The organism is Shouchella clausii (assembly GCF_002250115.1).
Taxonomy (GTDB): domain Bacteria; phylum Bacillota; class Bacilli; order Bacillales; family Bacillaceae_D; genus Shouchella; species Shouchella clausii.
Genome location: NZ_CP019985.1, coordinates 3,601,377 through 3,617,215 on the forward strand (window position 1 = coordinate 3,601,377; position 15,839 = coordinate 3,617,215).

16 protein-coding genes and 1 pseudogene are annotated in these 15,839 nt (G+C 45.6%); 8 read left to right on the plus strand and 9 right to left on the minus strand.

The window, feature by feature from the left end; all coding sequences use genetic code 11:
* Positions 1-5 precede the first annotated feature (5 nt).
* On the plus strand, positions 6-1,268 hold the full coding sequence (odhB, locus tag BC8716_RS17535; protein WP_094427796.1) for a 2-oxoglutarate dehydrogenase complex dihydrolipoyllysine-residue succinyltransferase: 1,263 nt from the start codon (positions 6-8) through the stop codon (positions 1,266-1,268).
* An 83-nt stretch (positions 1,269-1,351) separates the two neighbouring features.
* Positions 1,352-1,552: a DUF6501 family protein gene (locus BC8716_RS17540; protein WP_011246955.1), complete on the plus strand. Its 201-nt coding sequence runs from the start codon at positions 1,352-1,354 to the stop codon at positions 1,550-1,552.
* Between the two features lie 134 nt (positions 1,553-1,686).
* On the opposite strand, the pseudogene tnpA reads toward BC8716_RS17540, so the two are convergent.
* From tnpA to BC8716_RS17555, 3 genes and pseudogenes are all read right to left on the minus strand, one after another.
* A pseudogene (gene tnpA / locus BC8716_RS17545) lies at positions 1,687-1,920 on the minus strand (IS200/IS605 family transposase); the annotation flags it as partial.
* A gap of 228 nt (positions 1,921-2,148) precedes the next feature.
* On the minus strand, positions 2,149-3,735 hold the full coding sequence (locus BC8716_RS17550; RefSeq protein WP_094427798.1) for an ABC-F family ATP-binding cassette domain-containing protein: 1,587 nt from the start codon (positions 3,733-3,735) through the stop codon (positions 2,149-2,151).
* A 216-nt stretch (positions 3,736-3,951) separates the two neighbouring features.
* Positions 3,952-4,776, minus strand: a complete 825-nt coding sequence (locus BC8716_RS17555) for an aldo/keto reductase (RefSeq protein ID WP_094427800.1) — start codon at positions 4,774-4,776, stop codon at positions 3,952-3,954.
* Between the two features lie 207 nt (positions 4,777-4,983).
* Between BC8716_RS17555 and recQ the strand changes: the two genes are divergently transcribed.
* Both recQ and ytxJ read left to right on the plus strand, forming a co-directional pair.
* Positions 4,984-7,092: a DNA helicase RecQ gene (recQ, locus tag BC8716_RS17560; protein WP_257253634.1), complete on the plus strand. Its 2,109-nt coding sequence runs from the start codon at positions 4,984-4,986 to the stop codon at positions 7,090-7,092.
* Positions 7,093-7,170: 78 nt separating this feature from the next.
* Positions 7,171-7,509 (plus strand): bacillithiol system redox-active protein YtxJ, encoded by a 339-nt coding sequence (gene ytxJ / locus BC8716_RS17565; RefSeq protein WP_094427802.1) that lies wholly within the window; start codon positions 7,171-7,173, stop codon positions 7,507-7,509.
* Positions 7,510-7,937: 428 nt separating this feature from the next.
* On the opposite strand, the gene BC8716_RS17570 is transcribed toward ytxJ, so the two are convergent.
* A complete protein-coding gene (locus tag BC8716_RS17570; RefSeq protein WP_094427804.1) occupies positions 7,938-8,417 on the minus strand; it encodes a hypothetical protein in 480 nt (159 codons plus the stop codon).
* 98 nt (positions 8,418-8,515) lie between these two features.
* Between BC8716_RS17570 and BC8716_RS17575 the strand changes: the two genes are divergently transcribed.
* Entirely contained in the window at positions 8,516-9,046 is a 531-nt protein-coding gene (locus BC8716_RS17575; RefSeq protein ID WP_094429289.1) for a GNAT family N-acetyltransferase, read from the plus strand.
* A gap of 9 nt (positions 9,047-9,055) precedes the next feature.
* On the opposite strand, the gene BC8716_RS17580 is transcribed toward BC8716_RS17575, so the two are convergent.
* The 3 genes from BC8716_RS17580 to BC8716_RS17590 are packed head-to-tail and all read right to left on the minus strand — an operon-like array spanning position 9,056 to position 11,063.
* Positions 9,056-9,964 (minus strand): 5'-3' exonuclease, encoded by a 909-nt coding sequence (locus BC8716_RS17580; protein WP_094427806.1) that lies wholly within the window; start codon positions 9,962-9,964, stop codon positions 9,056-9,058.
* Positions 9,965-10,019: 55 nt separating this feature from the next.
* Positions 10,020-10,688 carry a bacillithiol biosynthesis deacetylase BshB2 gene (gene bshB2 / locus BC8716_RS17585; RefSeq protein ID WP_011246947.1) on the minus strand — a complete coding sequence of 223 codons (669 nt, stop codon included), beginning with the start codon at positions 10,686-10,688 and terminating at the stop codon, positions 10,020-10,022.
* A 24-nt stretch (positions 10,689-10,712) separates the two neighbouring features.
* Positions 10,713-11,063, minus strand: a complete 351-nt coding sequence (locus BC8716_RS17590) for a YojF family protein (RefSeq protein WP_094427808.1) — start codon at positions 11,061-11,063, stop codon at positions 10,713-10,715.
* A 310-nt stretch (positions 11,064-11,373) separates the two neighbouring features.
* On the opposite strand from BC8716_RS17590, the gene BC8716_RS17595 reads away from it, so the two are divergent.
* Positions 11,374-12,162 (plus strand): S1C family serine protease, encoded by a 789-nt coding sequence (locus tag BC8716_RS17595; RefSeq protein WP_094427810.1) that lies wholly within the window; start codon positions 11,374-11,376, stop codon positions 12,160-12,162.
* Here the strand turns inward: BC8716_RS17595 and BC8716_RS17600 are convergent.
* Positions 12,146-12,556, minus strand: coding sequence for a DUF2188 domain-containing protein (locus BC8716_RS17600; RefSeq protein WP_094427812.1), 411 nt, complete (start codon positions 12,554-12,556; stop codon positions 12,146-12,148). The two genes, BC8716_RS17595 and BC8716_RS17600, sit on opposite strands and share 17 nt — an antisense overlap.
* Positions 12,557-12,669: 113 nt before the next feature.
* Between BC8716_RS17600 and BC8716_RS22840 the strand changes: the two genes are divergently transcribed.
* Together BC8716_RS22840 and BC8716_RS17605 are read left to right on the plus strand one after the other, a co-directional pair.
* The gene (locus BC8716_RS22840; protein ID WP_255222697.1) at positions 12,670-12,804 is read left to right on the plus strand and encodes a hypothetical protein; all 135 of its coding nucleotides are present in this window, start codon (positions 12,670-12,672) and stop codon (positions 12,802-12,804) included.
* 253 nt (positions 12,805-13,057) lie between these two features.
* Positions 13,058-14,209, plus strand: a complete 1,152-nt coding sequence (locus tag BC8716_RS17605; protein ID WP_251179927.1) for an acyl-CoA dehydrogenase family protein — start codon at positions 13,058-13,060, stop codon at positions 14,207-14,209.
* An 80-nt stretch (positions 14,210-14,289) separates the two neighbouring features.
* Here BC8716_RS17605 and BC8716_RS17610 read toward each other — a convergent pair whose 3' ends face one another.
* On the minus strand, positions 14,290-15,684 hold the full coding sequence (locus BC8716_RS17610; RefSeq protein ID WP_094427816.1) for a hypothetical protein: 1,395 nt from the start codon (positions 15,682-15,684) through the stop codon (positions 14,290-14,292).
* Positions 15,685-15,839 lie beyond the last annotated feature (155 nt).

Here is a 15,839-nt window from a genome sequence, read left to right on the forward strand (position 1 = left end):
TTGACGTGACTGAAATCAAAGTACCTGAGCTTGGAGAATCGATTACAGAGGGCACCATTTCTCAGTGGTTAAAAGAAGTAGGCGATTATGTCGAGCAAGGGGAGTTTATTGCTGAACTTGAGACAGACAAAGTCAACGCCGAAATTCCCGTGGACACGGCTGGTGTGATTAAAGAATTCAAACGGGAACCAGGCGATACCGTAGAAATTGGCGAAGTGATCGCGATTATCGATGAAAGCGGCTCTGCTGGCGGCGCCTCTGCAACAAGCGAAAGCACAAAGGAAGAAGCCACGGCAAAAGAGGAAGCACCGCAAGAAGAGAAGCAAGCTGAGCAAACGCAACAGCCAGAAAAAGAGGAAGCTGTAAGCAACAACCGCCCGCTTGCCTCGCCAGCAGCACGAAAATTGGCGCGTGAAAAAGGCATTTCCCTTGATGCGATTACGCCAACGGATCCAACAGGAAAAATTCGCCGCCAAGATATCGAAGCCCATCAAGCAAAACCAAAACAGCCAGAAGCGCCGAAAGCACCACAGTCTCCTGCACCAGTAAGCGAAGGGGAAGCAGGCAAACCTGTTGAACGGCAAAAAATGTCGCGTCGCCGGCAAACGATTGCAAAGCGGCTTGTCGATGTTCAACATGAAACAGCGATGTTGACGACTTTTAACGAAGTTGATATGACCGCAGTCATGGATTTGCGTAGCCGCCGCAAAGATGCATTTTCTGAAAAACATGGTGTGAAGTTAGGCTTCATGTCTTTCTTTACAAAAGCCGTTGTTGGCGCTTTAAAAGAGTTTCCGCTTCTAAACGCAGAAATCCAAGGCGATGAGCTTCTCGTCAAGAAGTTTTATGACATTGGCATTGCTGTTTCGACAGATAGCGGCCTCGTTGTCCCTGTATTGCGGGATGCCGATCGCCTCAGCTTTGCTGGCATTGAGAAAGGCATTGGCGAACTTGGCAAAAAAGCACGGGACAATAAATTGCAATTGGCAGATATGCAAGGCGGTACGTTTACGATTACGAACGGCGGTGTGTTTGGCTCCCTCTGGTCAACGCCAATTTTGAATGCGCCGCAAGTAGGCATTCTCGGTATGCATAAAATCCAAATGCGCCCAGTAGCGATTGACAACGAACGTTTTGAAAATCGTCCAATGATGTATTTGGCTCTCTCTTATGACCACCGCATTGTCGATGGCAAAGAAGCTGTTAGCTTCCTCGTGAAAATTAAACAGCTGATTGAAGATCCTGAACAATTGTTGCTGGAAGGCTAAGGAGATAAGACAGGACAGGGCTGGCGAACCAGCCCTGTTTGCTGTACAATAAAGGAATGCAGCACAAGGAGGGACGATCAATAGTGATTCACCAAACGTGGACGAATGCACCGACGATACGCATGGTGAAATGTGTACATACCGATGCGAAAAAATATATTGTCAACCGTGCTTTGACAGCAGGGAAAGAATATCCGCTTAAAAACGAAACCGACGAGTTTTATTTTGTCATTGACAATACTGGAAAAGTGGGCGGCTATTATAAAGAGTATTTTCAAGGCTAGTAGGCGCTTATACAGATAAAAAGAAGTTTGTCGCAAGTAAGTATCCGCCGGTAGAACCGGCGGTTTTAATTTCGCCCTATAAGGGCACTTTACCAACGAAGTCCCTAAAGGGACCTCTGAAGGGACCGCCAACCGTTTGCGTGACGATCATGGATCATCAACGAACTTTTCCCTTTCAAATACCCCATGAAATACGATACCGACATTTTTGGCGGAATTTTCACCAGCATGTGTATGTGATCAATCATCGCATGGGCTTCGATAATTTCTACATCTTTCATTTCACATAACCTTCTTAAAATAGCTCCAATATCTTTTCGCAGCTTCCCATAGACAATCTTTCGTCTATACTTAGGGATAAACACGATATGTTACTTACAATTCCATCTTGTGTGTGATAAACTGTTGTCACTCATGGGTGAGATCTCCTTTCATTGATAGAAGTTGGTTTGGCGGCCAAGTTCTATTATAACGATTGGAGATTTTTCATCACTAGACCTCTCTAGAAGTTTCGTTTTCACACGTGCAGAGCACGTGGTTTCAAACCCATATTAATAGGAACCCCCCCCGTGCTAAGGCAACGGGGGGGTTGATGTTTATTTTACATGTTTTAAGTAATCTTCATACGAGTCTTCGTCAATGATGCCATCCTCTGTCAACTCAATGACGCGATTTGAAATCGTGCGAATGAATTGTTGGTCATGGGAACTGAAAAGGAGCGAGCCTTTAAAATTGATCAACCCATTGTTTAGTGCTGTAATCGACTCTAAGTCCAGGTGGTTTGTCGGTTCATCCAACAGCAGCACATTCGCTCCTGAGAGCATCATTTTTGACAGCATGCAGCGGACTTTTTCGCCGCCTGATAAGACGTTTGCTTGTTTAAGCACATCTTCGCCAGAGAAAAGCATCCTGCCAAGAAAACCACGCAAGAACGTATCACTGTCATCTTCAGGAGAGTATTGGCGCAACCAATCGACAAGATTTAGCTCGTTTCCTTCAAAAAAGGCAGAGTTATCTTTCGGAAAATACGATTGGCTTGTCGTAATTCCCCATTTAAATGTGCCTTCGTCAGGCTCGATTTCACCCATCAAGATTTTAAATAGCGTCGTTTTGGCGACATCGTTTGAACCAACAAGAGCAATTTTATCGTCTTTGTTCATGCGGAACGAGACATTGTTCAACACTTTTTCGCCATCAACGGTTTTTGACAACCCTTCAACCAAAAGCAAATCATTTCCAATTTCACGTGCTGGCGAAAAGTGGATGTATGGGTATTTGCGCGAGGAAGGTTTAATGTCGTCAAGGGTGATTTTTTCTAATTGCTTTTTACGCGAAGTCGCCTGTTTGGATTTGGAGGCATTTGCGCTAAAGCGAGCGATAAAGTTCTCAAGCTCTTTGATTTTTTCTTCTTTCTTTTTGTTTTGGTCTTGTGCCATTTTTAAGGCCAATTGGCTCGATTCATACCAAAAGTCATAGTTTCCAACGTACAGCTCAATTTTGCCGTAGTCCAGATCGGCAATATGCGTGCAGACATTGTTTAAGAAATGGCGGTCATGGGAAACGACAATGACCGTATTCTCAAAATTAATAAGAAAATCTTCCAACCATTGAATCGCTTTTAAATCGAGGCCGTTTGTCGGCTCGTCCAGTAAAAGTACATCCGGCTTGCCAAATAGCGCTTGTGCCAGAAGCACTTTGACTTTGTCTGATTCAGCAAGCTCAGACAACGTTTTATGATGCTGGTCTTCGCCAATGCCAAGCCCTTTTAATAGAACGGCTGCATCTGACTCAGCTTCCCAACCGTTTAATTCTGCAAATTCGCCTTCAAGCTCAGCTGCTTTCATGCCATCTTCGTCTGAAAAATCAGCTTTCATATAAATGGCGTCTTTTTCTTTCATCACTTCATAGAGGCGCGCATGTCCCATAATGACAGTTTGCAACACTTCTTCATGTTCATATTCAAAATGGTTTTGCTTAAGAACAGCTAGGCGCGAACCTTCTTTCATCGAAACATGCCCTGTCTGAGATTCAATTTCCCCTGAAAGGATTTTCAGAAAGGTCGATTTGCCAGCTCCATTGGCGCCGATTAAACCATAACAGTTGCCTGGCGTAAATTTAATATTAACGTCTTCAAACAGTTTGCGTCCGCCATATTGCAAACCAACGTTCGCTACAGTAATCATAAAAAAAGCCTCCTACACATTGAGCATAAAAGGATGCCGCTGTCGGATCCCTATCTCTTTCATCTACTACTACTACGTAGTTTACCGTTTAAACCGTTGCATGTAAACGAAAAGCAGCGATTTTCATGAAAATCATAGAAATCCCTATTTTTTACGATCACTGGAAATGGCAAAAAAGAAACAACCAGCAAACCCGAAGGGGCTTGCTGGTTGGATTTAACGAGTATTCATTTCGCTCGGTTTAGCGCCCCGGCGTTGGTTGCGGTCAAGACGATTAATCGCATCCATTTCCTCGTTGGACAGTTCAAAATCGAACAGATCAAAGTTTTCTTCAATCCGTGATGGCGTTACGGATTTAGGAATCGCAATTGTATTATTTTGCAAGTGCCAGCGGAGGACGACTTGTGCCGTTGTTTTGCCATGTGCTTTCGCAATTTTTTCAACGACTTCGTCGGTTAGTACCTCGCCCCCTTGGTCAAGAGGACTCCACGCTTCCACATAAATATTGTGTTTGGCACAAAAGTCTTTCAGTTCATTTTGAGCAAAGTATGGATGGCATTCCACTTGGTTTAATACAGGCGTTACATCGCACTCGTCAAGGAGTCGCTCCAAGTGCTCAATGTCAAAGTTACAAACGCCGATTGCCCGGACGCGGCCATCGTTGTACAATTTTTCAAGCGCTTTATATGTCTCAATGTACTGGTCATAATGAGGCGTCGGCCAATGAATCAAATAGAGGTCGATGTAGTCAAGGCCAAGGCGCTCCAGACTCGCATCAAACGCTTTTAGTGTTTGCTCGTACCCTTGGTCTGCATTCCATACTTTCGTTGTTATAAATAGCTTTTCTCGATCAATACCCGATTCTTTAATGGCTTTTCCAACGCCGGCTTCGTTTTTGTAAATCATCGCTGTGTCAATCGACGTATACCCCACTTCGAGCGCTTTAGCAACAGCGGGCGTTGCTTCTTCATCTGGCACTTGCCAAACGCCAAAACCAAGCTGCGGCATGTTTACACCGTTGTTTAATGTCACCATTTTCATGTTCAGACACTCCTTTATCGGAATTGGATCAACTCTATGATAGTATACGACATTTACCGATACTTGTCCTTTTTTGTGCTTGCTTGTTTTAAGACAACTGAATATTGTTTTTATGTTAAAGAATTTCTCTTAAGAGGGAGTCGACTTTATTATTAGCCTCGTACTATACTAAAAAGAACAGATCAGTCTATGTAAGGAAGTGTTCAAATGGGACAGGCGTTATTGGATCAAGCGGAGCACGTGTTGCGATCATTGTATGGCTATACGGCTTTTCGGCCTGGCCAACAAAAAATCATTGAGTCGATTTTAAATAAGGAAGATGCTCTTGTCGTCATGCCAACTGGCGGCGGCAAGTCTCTGTGCTATCAAATTCCGGCTGCCGTGCTTGAAGGCGTCACGCTCGTGATTTCCCCTTTAATTGCGCTAATGAAAGACCAAGTAGACGCTGTCAATGAAATCGGCATACCAGCTACTTACATTAATAGTTCATTGACGAAAGCAGAAGAACGAAAGCGTTTGAAAGATGTCGCTGACGGAAACATTTCGTTGTTGTATGTTGCGCCTGAACGCCTCTATGACCACTCGTTCCAAGCGGCGTTGGCAAAGCAACCTCTTGCCTTAATTGCCATTGATGAAGCCCATTGCATGTCACAGTGGGGACATGACTTTCGGCCAAGCTATTTGACGATGGCCAACTGGATTGAATCACTACCAGAAAAAGTGCAAGTTGTAGCGCTTACGGCGACAGCGACACCGGATGTGGCTCGCGACATATGCAGGCGCCTTCACATTGATGAAAACAACCAACATCTTACTGGATTTAAACGAACCAATTTGACATTGCGTGTGTTGAAAGGACAGAAAAAAACCGCCTTTTTACAGCAATACGTTGAAGCAAACCAAGGTGTTCCAGGTATTATTTATGCATCAACGCGGAAAGAAGCAGAAGCGATTTACAGAGCAATCGATGGAAAAACAAACGCTGTTTTCTACCATGGCGGCCTTCCAGAGAAGGAACGGACCGAAAGCCAGGAAGCGTTTGTCTATGACCGGGCTGATGTCATGGTTGCCACAAATGCATTTGGCATGGGCGTCAATAAAGCCAATGTTCGCTACGTGCTTCACGCCAATATGCCAGGGACGCTCGAAGCTTATTATCAAGAAGCGGGGCGTGCCGGTCGAGATGGCGAGCCAAGCGAGTGCATGTTGCTGTACCAAGCACAAGACGTTCAAACGCAACGTTTTTTTATTGAGCAGTCCGACGCATCTGAAGAGAAACGGAAACATGACTTTGAAAAACTGCAATGGATGAGCCGTTATGCCCATACTAACCAATGTTTAGAGCAATTTATTTTAAGCTATTTTGGCGAGGATGCAGGTGAACCGTGTGGGAAATGCAGCAATTGCAAACGGGAAGGGGAACAGCAAGATGTCACACGCGATGCGCAAAAAGTGCTTTCCTGCGTTGTTCGCGTCAAAGAGCGGTTTGGAAAAACAGTGATTGCCCAAGTGTTGACAGGATCCAAAAACAAGAAAATTGAACAGCTCGGTTTAGATAAATTGTCGACATACGGACTGATGAAAGACAGATCGGCAAAAGAAGTCCAAGCGTTTATCGACTTTTTACTAGCAGAACAATACATTGGGTTAACGCCTGCTTCGTATCCGACCATTCAATTGCTGCCAAAAGGCGCGGCTGTTTTAAAAGGCGAAGGCCAAGTTTATCAGTACAAAGAAACGGTTGAACGAACAGTAAGTGACGAAGATCCCATCTTTGCCGCACTCCGCGCTAAGCGGAAATCATTGGCTGATGAGCAAGGAATTCCTCCTTATTTGATCTTCTCCGATAAAACATTAAGAGAAATGGCCGCTGTCGTCCCTCAGTCATTGGAAACATTGGCTACGATTTCTGGCGTGGGCGAACACAAGCTCAGCAAATACGGAGAAGCTTTTTTAAAAACCCTTACTCAATTTGAAAAGCGGGAAAATACAGGTTTGCCTATGGATAAGGCACAGTCTACCGGGCACAAACGTGTAAGTCGTGAGGAAGTCATCAAGCACTTTGAAGCTGGGCAAGCACCAGCTCAAATTGCGGCAACGCTCGGTTTTAGCGAACAAACGATTGTGAAACATTTAATCGCGGCTGAGAAAAACAATGAGACGACAGGTGTCGCCAAGCTCGTCGAGAAAGAGAAAGCGGCCTTGATCCGCCAAGCAATCAAAGAAGTCGGTTCTTCTTATTTAAAGCCGATTAAGGAACATGCCGGTGAAGGGGTATCTTATACAGAGATACGTATTGTCATTGAATTAGGGTGACGGATTTAAGAAAGAGCGGTTGCAGCTTACGGCTGTGGTATGGTACAACAAAATCAGAACGCTAAAGGGGATGATCGCATGATTAAAGAGTTAACAACAGAAGCAGAATGGCAAACGTTTTTACAGGGGAGTACGGACACAGTATCGCTACTATTTAAACATAGTACGCAATGCCCTGTATCGGCAGAAGCATTTGAAGAGTACAAGCAATTTGCGAATGAAAACAATTCCTACCGTTACGGGTTCGTAAAAGTGATCGAATCCCGGCCAGTTTCAAACAAAATTGCCGAAGACTTAGATACCGTTCATAAATCTCCACAAGTGTTTGTTTTAAAAAACAAATCCGTGCGATGGACAGAATCGCATTGGAATATTAAAAAGCAAACAATTGCCGAACATGTCGAAAACGAGCGCTAGCGCTCGTTTTAGGTTGTCGACTTTGTCGACAACCGCACTCAGACTGATAGAAAACGCTTGTCAGACGAGGAGTGCAGGTGAGGGAAGATGCGAATAGAACGGGGGTTCATGAGCATATGACCGAAACAAACGACGAAGTATGCGAGCGTTTGGCTACAGTCTGAGACGAGCGCTAGCGCTCGTTTCTGCTTTTTGCCGCCTTGTCTTGTTTAAGGATGCAGCCATACGTGAATAAAACGAACCCGATCACAAGCAGTGAACAGATCCGCTGAATGACAGAAAACCAATCCATTTTTCCGCCTCCTTGGATGTAGGTTCCCGCTCATAGGCGAATTTATTCTGAAAGAAAAAACAACCGCACTCAGGCTGATAGAAAACGCTTGGCTACAGTTTGAAGGACCGAGCCCTATGGGGTTCGGTCCTTGCAGTTAACCGTGCCAAATAACGTGGCCTGATTGTATTTCTTCATTGACGGAGACATGGAAATGGTGCTTTTTGTAAAAATGGATGAGTCTATCCAAATGATCCCAATCACGCTTGGCAAGCTTGCCTTCAATCAAACAATTGTGTTGCCAGGCCGCATCCTTTAAGTATGCCATGCAAATGGAACCAAAACCACGGTTCGGGTCACCTTTTATATCGTCAATAAAAAGACGATGGGCGTTAACGTATTCAGCTTGTAGGGCAAAATCCCAATGGCCATCATAGGGCGAATGGCAATCGTTAACCATAAGCTGGAGCGTGCGCCCATGTTCTTTTTTGGACACAATCACCCATTCTTCGTTGGGCGTTTGTTCAACGCCAATCACTTCTTTCTGTTCTTCTTTCGCAATTTCCCGAACTTGTTGCTGCATACGGATGAGCTGAATGTCTGTCTGGTCAGCACCCCGTATTTCGATTGTTGTCACAGAATCACTCCTCTTGAATTTGACACCGTGTTCTAGTATAAAGGAAGAAGTATATGGGTGCAAAAAAATGTGGCTAGGAGGGCGGGGGAATGAAAGAAATGGCAATCGCGCCAATAAGCATAAAGTATTCAAAACATTTATGGAAATGGGTCTTTTCTCAAGACAACCCAGAATGGAAACAATGGGATGCTCCTTATTTTGAGCATCATTCGCTCCCTTATGATGAGTTTCGTGAAAAAGCAGAAAACTGGGTCAATCGCCAAGACGTACAAGGAATTTTTGTAGAAGACGAATTAATCGGGACGGTGTCGTATTATTGGGAATGCGAAAAAACCCGCTGGCTCGAGCTAGGCATTGTCATCTTTAATCCTGCCTATTGGAATGGCGGTTATGGCACTGAGGCGCTGCAGCGGTGGTCAGCTATCGTGTTTCACATGCATCCGCAAATTGAACGTGTAGGTTTTACAACGTGGTCAGGCAATAAGCGAATGATCGCAGTTGGCGAAAAATTAGGTTTTAGCCGTGAAGCGCGCATTCGCAAAGTTCGCTATCACCAAGGAGTCTATTATGACTCAATTCGTTACGGGCTAACACGCGAAGAATGGAATACGCGCCAAAACCAACGGTAAAGGCGTCTGTTAAGAAATAAAAGCCAACTCGTCCGCCAATTTAACGCGAATAGCAAGACGTGAAAGTTCCTTGTCAACTTCGCCCCGATTCAAAGAAAGAACAGCGTCATTGATAGAATAGTGGCGGAGTTCGGGAATGTCGCAGATAATGGCAGAAAGCTTTTTTGAAAGCTGAGTAGACGCTTTTCCAGCTAGTAGTTTTTTCTGTGCCCGTTTTAATGGCGGCTGGATTGTGTCGATTTGTTGATATAGCGATTCAATCGACCCGTACGCAGCAATTAGAGGAAGGGCGGTTTTTTCGCCTATCCCAGGACAGCCTGGAATATTATCACTAGTATCGCCGACGAGCGCCTTTACATCAACCCATTGGGTAGGGGAGAGGCCGTAACTGTCTTTAAACGACGCTTCATCCAATAACACTTCTGTTTGCTTCTTAGCAACAATTTGAATGGTGCGGGAAGTCAGCAATTGAAACAAATCTTTATCGTTGCTGTAAATATAGCAAGGACCGCTCGTTTCAGCTTCCCATTTGGCCGAAATAGCGCCGATAATGTCATCTGCCTCATACGGCGGCACTTTTAATTGCTCAACTCCGATGTGGGCAAGTGTTTTCACACATTGTTGATACTGTTGGATTAATGGTTCCGGAAGCTCATTTCGCGTCAATTTGTAGTCGGGAAACGTCTTTCTTCGCAATGCTTCCTCCCGGGGCACGTCCCAAGTGACGATACAATGGGAAATCGAATAATCGGTAATCAGCTTAAATAGTTTTTGGATAAACACGCGAAGGCCATTCACATATAAGCCTTCTTCGTTTCGTTCTAACTTTTCAATCGGGCGGTTATAGCTCGTCGCAAAATACCCGCGGCTCAATAAGTTAAAGCCGTCGACTAATAGCAGAGCCTGTTCATTGGCCAAAACAGTTCCTCCTTTTTAATGGAAAAAAGCCGCCTCCCTGATATCGGGAGGCGTTTTACGCGAACGGATACGTCCAGAAACGTTCGTTGCAAAGACGTTCCTTCGCTTCTTCGACGCCATCATAATAGGCTTTTTCCAGGCTTGGCAACGTCCATGCTAACTGGGAAGCGTGGGCGCGTAACGTATCAAGCTTGCGAATGGCGTACGCTGAAACGTCATGGACGATATCCGCTGGGCCAATCTCTTTTTCGTGGTTATTCGAGAACGCCACTGCGTAAAAAGTAGGGCGCTCGCTCTTTGGTAACTCTGCTAGTGCGGACGCGACGGCGAGGCCAGTAGCGTCATGGTCAGGGTGAACCGCATACCCTGGGTAAAACGAGATAACGAGGGAAGGCTTAAGTTCAGCAACAAGGTCAAGCACCATTTGCTTCAAGCGTCCTGGTTGTTCAAATTCAAGCGTCTTGTCGCGATAACCCATCATCCGCAAATCGGTGATGCCCATCACTGCGGCAGCCTGTTGCAATTCTTTCCGGCGAATGTCTGCCAATGATTCACGCGTCGCAAAAGGAGGGTTCCCTAAGTTGCGTCCCATTTGCCCAAGCGTTAGGCAGGCGTATGTCACTGGCGTTCCTGCATCAATATAAGCAGATATCGTTCCTGAAACACCGAATGCTTCATCATCTGGATGAGGAAAGATGACAAGGACATGGCTTTGTTTTTTCATGCTCGTTCAACTCCCAGCAATCAATTAATCGTCAAAAGGCGTGCGTGAAATTTCAAAGGCGACGCCAAGTTTTCCGTCGGGGCCATGGCCAGCCATTAATAGCCGCCCCTTTTTGTCTAGTTCAAAATGGGTTAACCCTTCGCCATATATCCAGCCAATGTTCATTTTTAAACCAACTCTGTATGGGCCGTTGCCAGCGACAAGGCCATGTTCGAATGAAATAAGGGCATTGCGGATGTAGGCGCTGGCTGAAAAAAACGATTCGTCAAAATGGGAAGCGTAAGCCCCATTTGTCGTTTCTAAATGCAAGTAAACGTCTTCGTTCAGAAAAGAATCAAGCAATGATTGAAGGCGTTCTTTCTCAATCGGTTCCATAATAAACCTCCAGCAAGTAGCATCTATGTATCCACATTATAAGTGAACGATCCAAGGCTGGCAACGGCAACGACTTGACAGGCAGGGCACAGTCATTTTTGTAGGAAAGGGAAGAGCGGTGGTATACTGAATGTAAGAAAAGACAACGTCGAGGGCATTGGCCTGATTTTTTGCGAAAGGGTGTGCGGCTATTGACCACAACTACTTTGACTTTGCCTCGTACAGCGAGGGAATTGGTTGAACCTAACCAAGTTGTTGCCACGTACAAAGAACTAAAAGCTACTAACAGCGAAAAAGGCGCATCGGTCCGATGGTAAACAACCAACCTCCAGAAGAAGAACGATTTGAAGAAGAGCCGCCACTTGAGGCGTTTATGGAAGAAGAGCCGCCCCCAAAAACAAGACCTCTTCGAAAAGCGGTTGTTATGACAGTAGCAGCTGTTGTCGCGTTGGCTATGCTTGTGCAAGGAAGTGCCTTTTTGTTTCAGCATTTCAGTTTAGACGCACTCCGCTTTACGAGCGAAAGCCAACAATTGGAAAAGGAAGGTGATTTTGAACCATTTAAAGAAGCGGTCGTTGCTGTGCAAACAGACAGAGGCCACGGGACAGGCTTCATCATTTCAGAAAGTGGCGACGTGCTCACCAATGAACACGTGATTCGTGGAGCTTCGTCCATTTATGTCCATTTGCCAGATGGAGAGCGTTACGAGGCGACTGAGACGAAAACAGACGAAACGAATGATTTAGCCATGTTGGCGCTTGAAGGGCAGCCAGACAATTTACCGACATTAACGCTTGCCGATACGGCAGCGATCCCCGGAAACACGGTGTACGTAATTGGCCATCCGATGACGCATTCATACATCACAAACAAAGGGGAAGTAAAAGAAAGCCATGATGCCTACCAAGTTCTAGCAATTACCAATGCTGTTTTCCCTGGACACAGCGGTTCGCCGGTGTTGTCAGAAGAAGGAGAGGTCGTGGGAATGGTCTATGCTCGTACTAGTGGGGAAAACGGAAATGGCGAAGGGCTTGCTGTGCCGCTCCGCCAAATCCTCGCATTTGTCGAAGATGATCAGGCACTTAATCGTCGATTTTAACGCCTGCTCCTTTGTTTTTTGCAATTTTGCGTGCTCTTTGCAACGCTTCTTCTTTTGTATTCGCCACATAAGAAGCGCGCTTTGCTCCTTCTGCATAAACAGCCCAGCCATCTTCACGCTTGACAACATGCTCAGGCTTGTCGGCTGTTTTTGGTGAAGACGACGAAGAATCATGTTTAGACGGAGTTACTTTACCATGTTTCAAAAAGTGGGCGACTTCGTTTTCGTCAGCATTTTCTTTCCATTTTTTCGCCTGTTCGGTGGCAATTGGAATGGCGCGGCTTTCAGAGTAGCCGTCTTTGACCATCGAGTTGGCCATTTCAATCGCTTTTTTGCGGACAGCCTTATCGAAATTTTTTAAAGATGAGGGGTAGTCATCCATTGTCCATGGCATAGCCAACACCTCCTTTTCCCTTTGTATTTCCGTTTTGCTGTCGTTCAAACATGGTTTGTTTTCATGCACAAAGGGTATACAGGCAGCAACGAAGAGAAAGGAAGTGTAGACAAATGAATGATCAAAAACAAAACAATAACCAAGAAGATAAAGGCGAGGACATTGTCAAACGCCAATTTAACGAGTCGTTGCACCAAGGAACATCCGAGGACGACAAACAAAAAAGAAAACAGCAAAAGAAAAAATAAGCATGTGGCAGATCCACATGCTTGAGGTTGTCGACAAAGTCGATAACCGCCCTCAGACTGATAGAAAACGCTTGTCAGACGAGGAATGCAGCCGAGGGAAGATGCGAATAGAACGTGGGTTCATGAGCATATGAGTGAGGCAAACGACGACGTATGCGAGCGTTTTTCTACAGTCTGAAGCATGTGGCAGATCCACATGCTTTTTATATTATGGTATACTTTATCGGAATACACAGAAAAGGATGAGGCAAAGTTGTCAATTTTGGATGAACAATCAGCAGTGGGCCGGGAACAAGCATTGCGCCACATTTTAAAAGGTTTTTCTGAAATTGGCGCCCTCCACGACCAGCAACAAACGGTGCCAATTGAAAATATTGCCGCCCTTAAGGAATCTGGCTATACAGCGTTGCCGGTAGAAACGAAATATGGAGGAAGACAGATTTCCCTTAGCGAAATGCTATACCTTCAACAATTGATTGCCGAAGAGGACGGTCCGACCGCCTTGTGCATCGGCTGGCATATGGGGACGATGTACCAGTTGGCCGAGGAGAAAAATTGGCCTAAGCATTGGCACGAACAGATCAGTTGTGAAGTTGTCGAAAAAGGGGTTCTCCTCAACACAGCTGCAACAGAAAAAGCGACAGGGAGTCCGACACGAGGGGGAGCTTTTCAAACGACAGCCAAGTATGAACGAGGCGAGTGGGTCCTAAATGGTACAAAAACCTTTACGACACTTGCCGAACAATTAGATTATTATTTAATTCTCGCTACTGTCGAACCAGAAAAACAGGTAGGCTTGTTTATCGTACCGCAAAACACGCCAGGAGTGACCGTCGAAAAAACATGGGACATGATGGCAATGGGTTCTACTGGAAGCGAAGATTTGCACTTAAAAAATGTCAAGCTGCCAAGTGACCATTTTATTAAAAAGCAAGAAAAGGATGGCCTGCCAACAGCATGGCTGCTCCACATTCCTGCCTGCTATTTGGGAATAGCCCGTGCTGCCATCCGAGAAGCAGCGAAGTTTGCCAATTCATATTCTCCTAATAGCATTCAAGGAACGATTGCTCAATTGCCACACGTCAAACAAAAGCTTGGTGAAGCCGCGATTTTATATGAACAAAGCCGCCACTTCCTGTACAGTGTGGCCAATAAATGGGACGATAGCGACAAAGAAACCCGTATGCAGTTAAACACAGAATTAAAAATGGTCAAATACGCAGTAGTCAACAACGCAAACAGAATCGTCGACTTCGTAATGAGAGCTGTTGGCGCCCATAGCCTATCCAATCAGTCGCCATTATCGCGGTATTATAAAAATGTCCGCGCTGGTCTCCACAACCCGCCCATGGACGACATGGTCGTCCAAGCCGCCGCAGAAAGCGTATTGCAAAGGGAATCATAGCAGCCCGGATGGAACAGCAAAGCTACACAAAGCCAGCCTCCTCGTTAGGCTGGCTTTCCCCATTCAAGTTGCCATTCACTCTACCAAATCACAAGCGCGAGAATCGTTGAAACGAGCAAACCAGCAATTACAGGAATAAAACAGAGCCGCACCAAATCTTGAACATGAACGCGAGCAATACCGGCAACAGCGACGAGAGAAGACCAAGCGATCAACGTGCCGCCGCCAACCCAAATGGCACCCATTTGCCCAATCGCTGCCAAAGTGGCTGGATCGATCCCTGAAACAGGCGCCAATGCACCAGCAAGAGCTCCAGTCAATGGCAAACCAGAAAATCCAGAGCCATCAAGGCCTGTAATCATGCCAATCATTAACAATCCAAATGCAGTCCAACCTGGTTCGGTAGGGATATACGATTCGCCTGCTTCGACTAATTCAAATAAAAACGCTGGCGCTTCGTCAATAGCAAGAATGGCCGGGGCGAAATCGCTGCTACCGAGAAAAAAGAACCCGGCAATAGGGATGACCGGCCCCATTGCTTTAAAAGCAAACAAAAAGCCATCGACTAAATGATTGCTAACATCTTCAAACAATTGTTTTGGCCGGTAAAACAAGCTTGCCACTAGCAAGAGCAAGAGCGCTGCTCCTCCAACTAATGCAGCTCCACTGCCACCTTCCAACTGCAAATTTGTAAAAAAAGACGTATAAAGCATATACAAAATCACTGCTAAAAAAGCCAATGGCACGAAAGCGGCAAATAGTTTAGCCTTCCACGACACCACCGCTGCGTACCTTTGCTTGTATGGCTGCATCCATTCCTTAGGGAAGGACGCACGAAGCTGTTCTTTCCGTCTCTGTGCCTGCAAATACAGCACGAGCATTGCTGTGCCCCCTGCAATCAAAGAAAGCACTAAAGCCCGGTCAGCAACAACAGACACAGGGACGCCAGCAGCCGTTGCGCTTAGCATAGGAGCGATTTGAATCATATAATCACTTGAAAGTGCCATGCCTTGCCCAGCGATGGCAATTGCTGCCGCTCCCACTAGAGGAGGCAGGCCCGCGCGGATGGCAACGGGGAGCAACAACGTTCCTACAAGCGGCACAGCGGGGGTAGGCCAAAAGAATAGCGATATAACATAGGTAATGGCAATGAGAATGAGGTAAGAGAGAGTGGCATTTTTCATGACTTTCCCAAATGGTTTAATCATTTGCTCGTTTGCCCCTAGGGAGTCGAGGCTTTGCAATAAGGCTGTCATAATGGCGATGATCAAAAAAATGCTAAATAATTCTCCAGCTGCCACAAGGCTCGCTGAGAAAATGGTTTGTAAGGCGGCTGCGATCGAACCACTAAAGGCATAACCAACTAAAAACGTCATAAGGATTGCAGGGACAACGACATTTTTGCGCATCAGCATCGTACCAATAATTAGCAAAATCCCGACAAAATAAAGCCAATGCGGTGCAGTTAAGTCCATTAGGCATCCTTCTTTCGTAGGTCGATGCAATAGTGTATGAGCTTACATAGCAATAGGTGAATGACCTAAATCTAAAGAAAAGCATTTTAACTATAATAATTAAGGTTTTTGATGGGGAAGAGATGACAAAAGCCTTTATGGGAGGGAGAGTGTCG

Bases quoted from the DNA above. Each gene is read 5' to 3' on its own strand.
- BC8716_RS17590 (WP_094427808.1), bottom strand. From the start codon at position 11,063: ATGGAACCGATTGAGAAAGAACGCCTTCAATCATTGCTTGATTCTTTT.
- BC8716_RS17555 (WP_094427800.1), bottom strand. From the start codon at position 4,776: ATGAAAATGGTGACATTAAACAACGGTGTAAACATGCCGCAGCTTGGT.
- recQ (WP_257253634.1), top strand. From the start codon at position 4,984: ATGGGACAGGCGTTATTGGATCAAGCGGAGCACGTGTTGCGATCATTG.
- BC8716_RS17550 (WP_094427798.1), bottom strand. From the start codon at position 3,735: ATGATTACTGTAGCGAACGTTGGTTTGCAATATGGCGGACGCAAACTG.
- bshB2 (WP_011246947.1), bottom strand. From the start codon at position 10,688: ATGAAAAAACAAAGCCATGTCCTTGTCATCTTTCCTCATCCAGATGAT.
- BC8716_RS17610 (WP_094427816.1), bottom strand. From the start codon at position 15,684: ATGGACTTAACTGCACCGCATTGGCTTTATTTTGTCGGGATTTTGCTA.
- ytxJ (WP_094427802.1), top strand. From the start codon at position 7,171: ATGATTAAAGAGTTAACAACAGAAGCAGAATGGCAAACGTTTTTACAG.
- BC8716_RS22840 (WP_255222697.1), top strand. From the start codon at position 12,670: ATGAATGATCAAAAACAAAACAATAACCAAGAAGATAAAGGCGAGGAC.
- BC8716_RS17600 (WP_094427812.1), bottom strand. From the start codon at position 12,556: ATGCCATGGACAATGGATGACTACCCCTCATCTTTAAAAAATTTCGAT.
- BC8716_RS17575 (WP_094429289.1), top strand. From the start codon at position 8,516: ATGGCAATCGCGCCAATAAGCATAAAGTATTCAAAACATTTATGGAAA.
- BC8716_RS17595 (WP_094427810.1), top strand. From the start codon at position 11,374: ATGGTAAACAACCAACCTCCAGAAGAAGAACGATTTGAAGAAGAGCCG.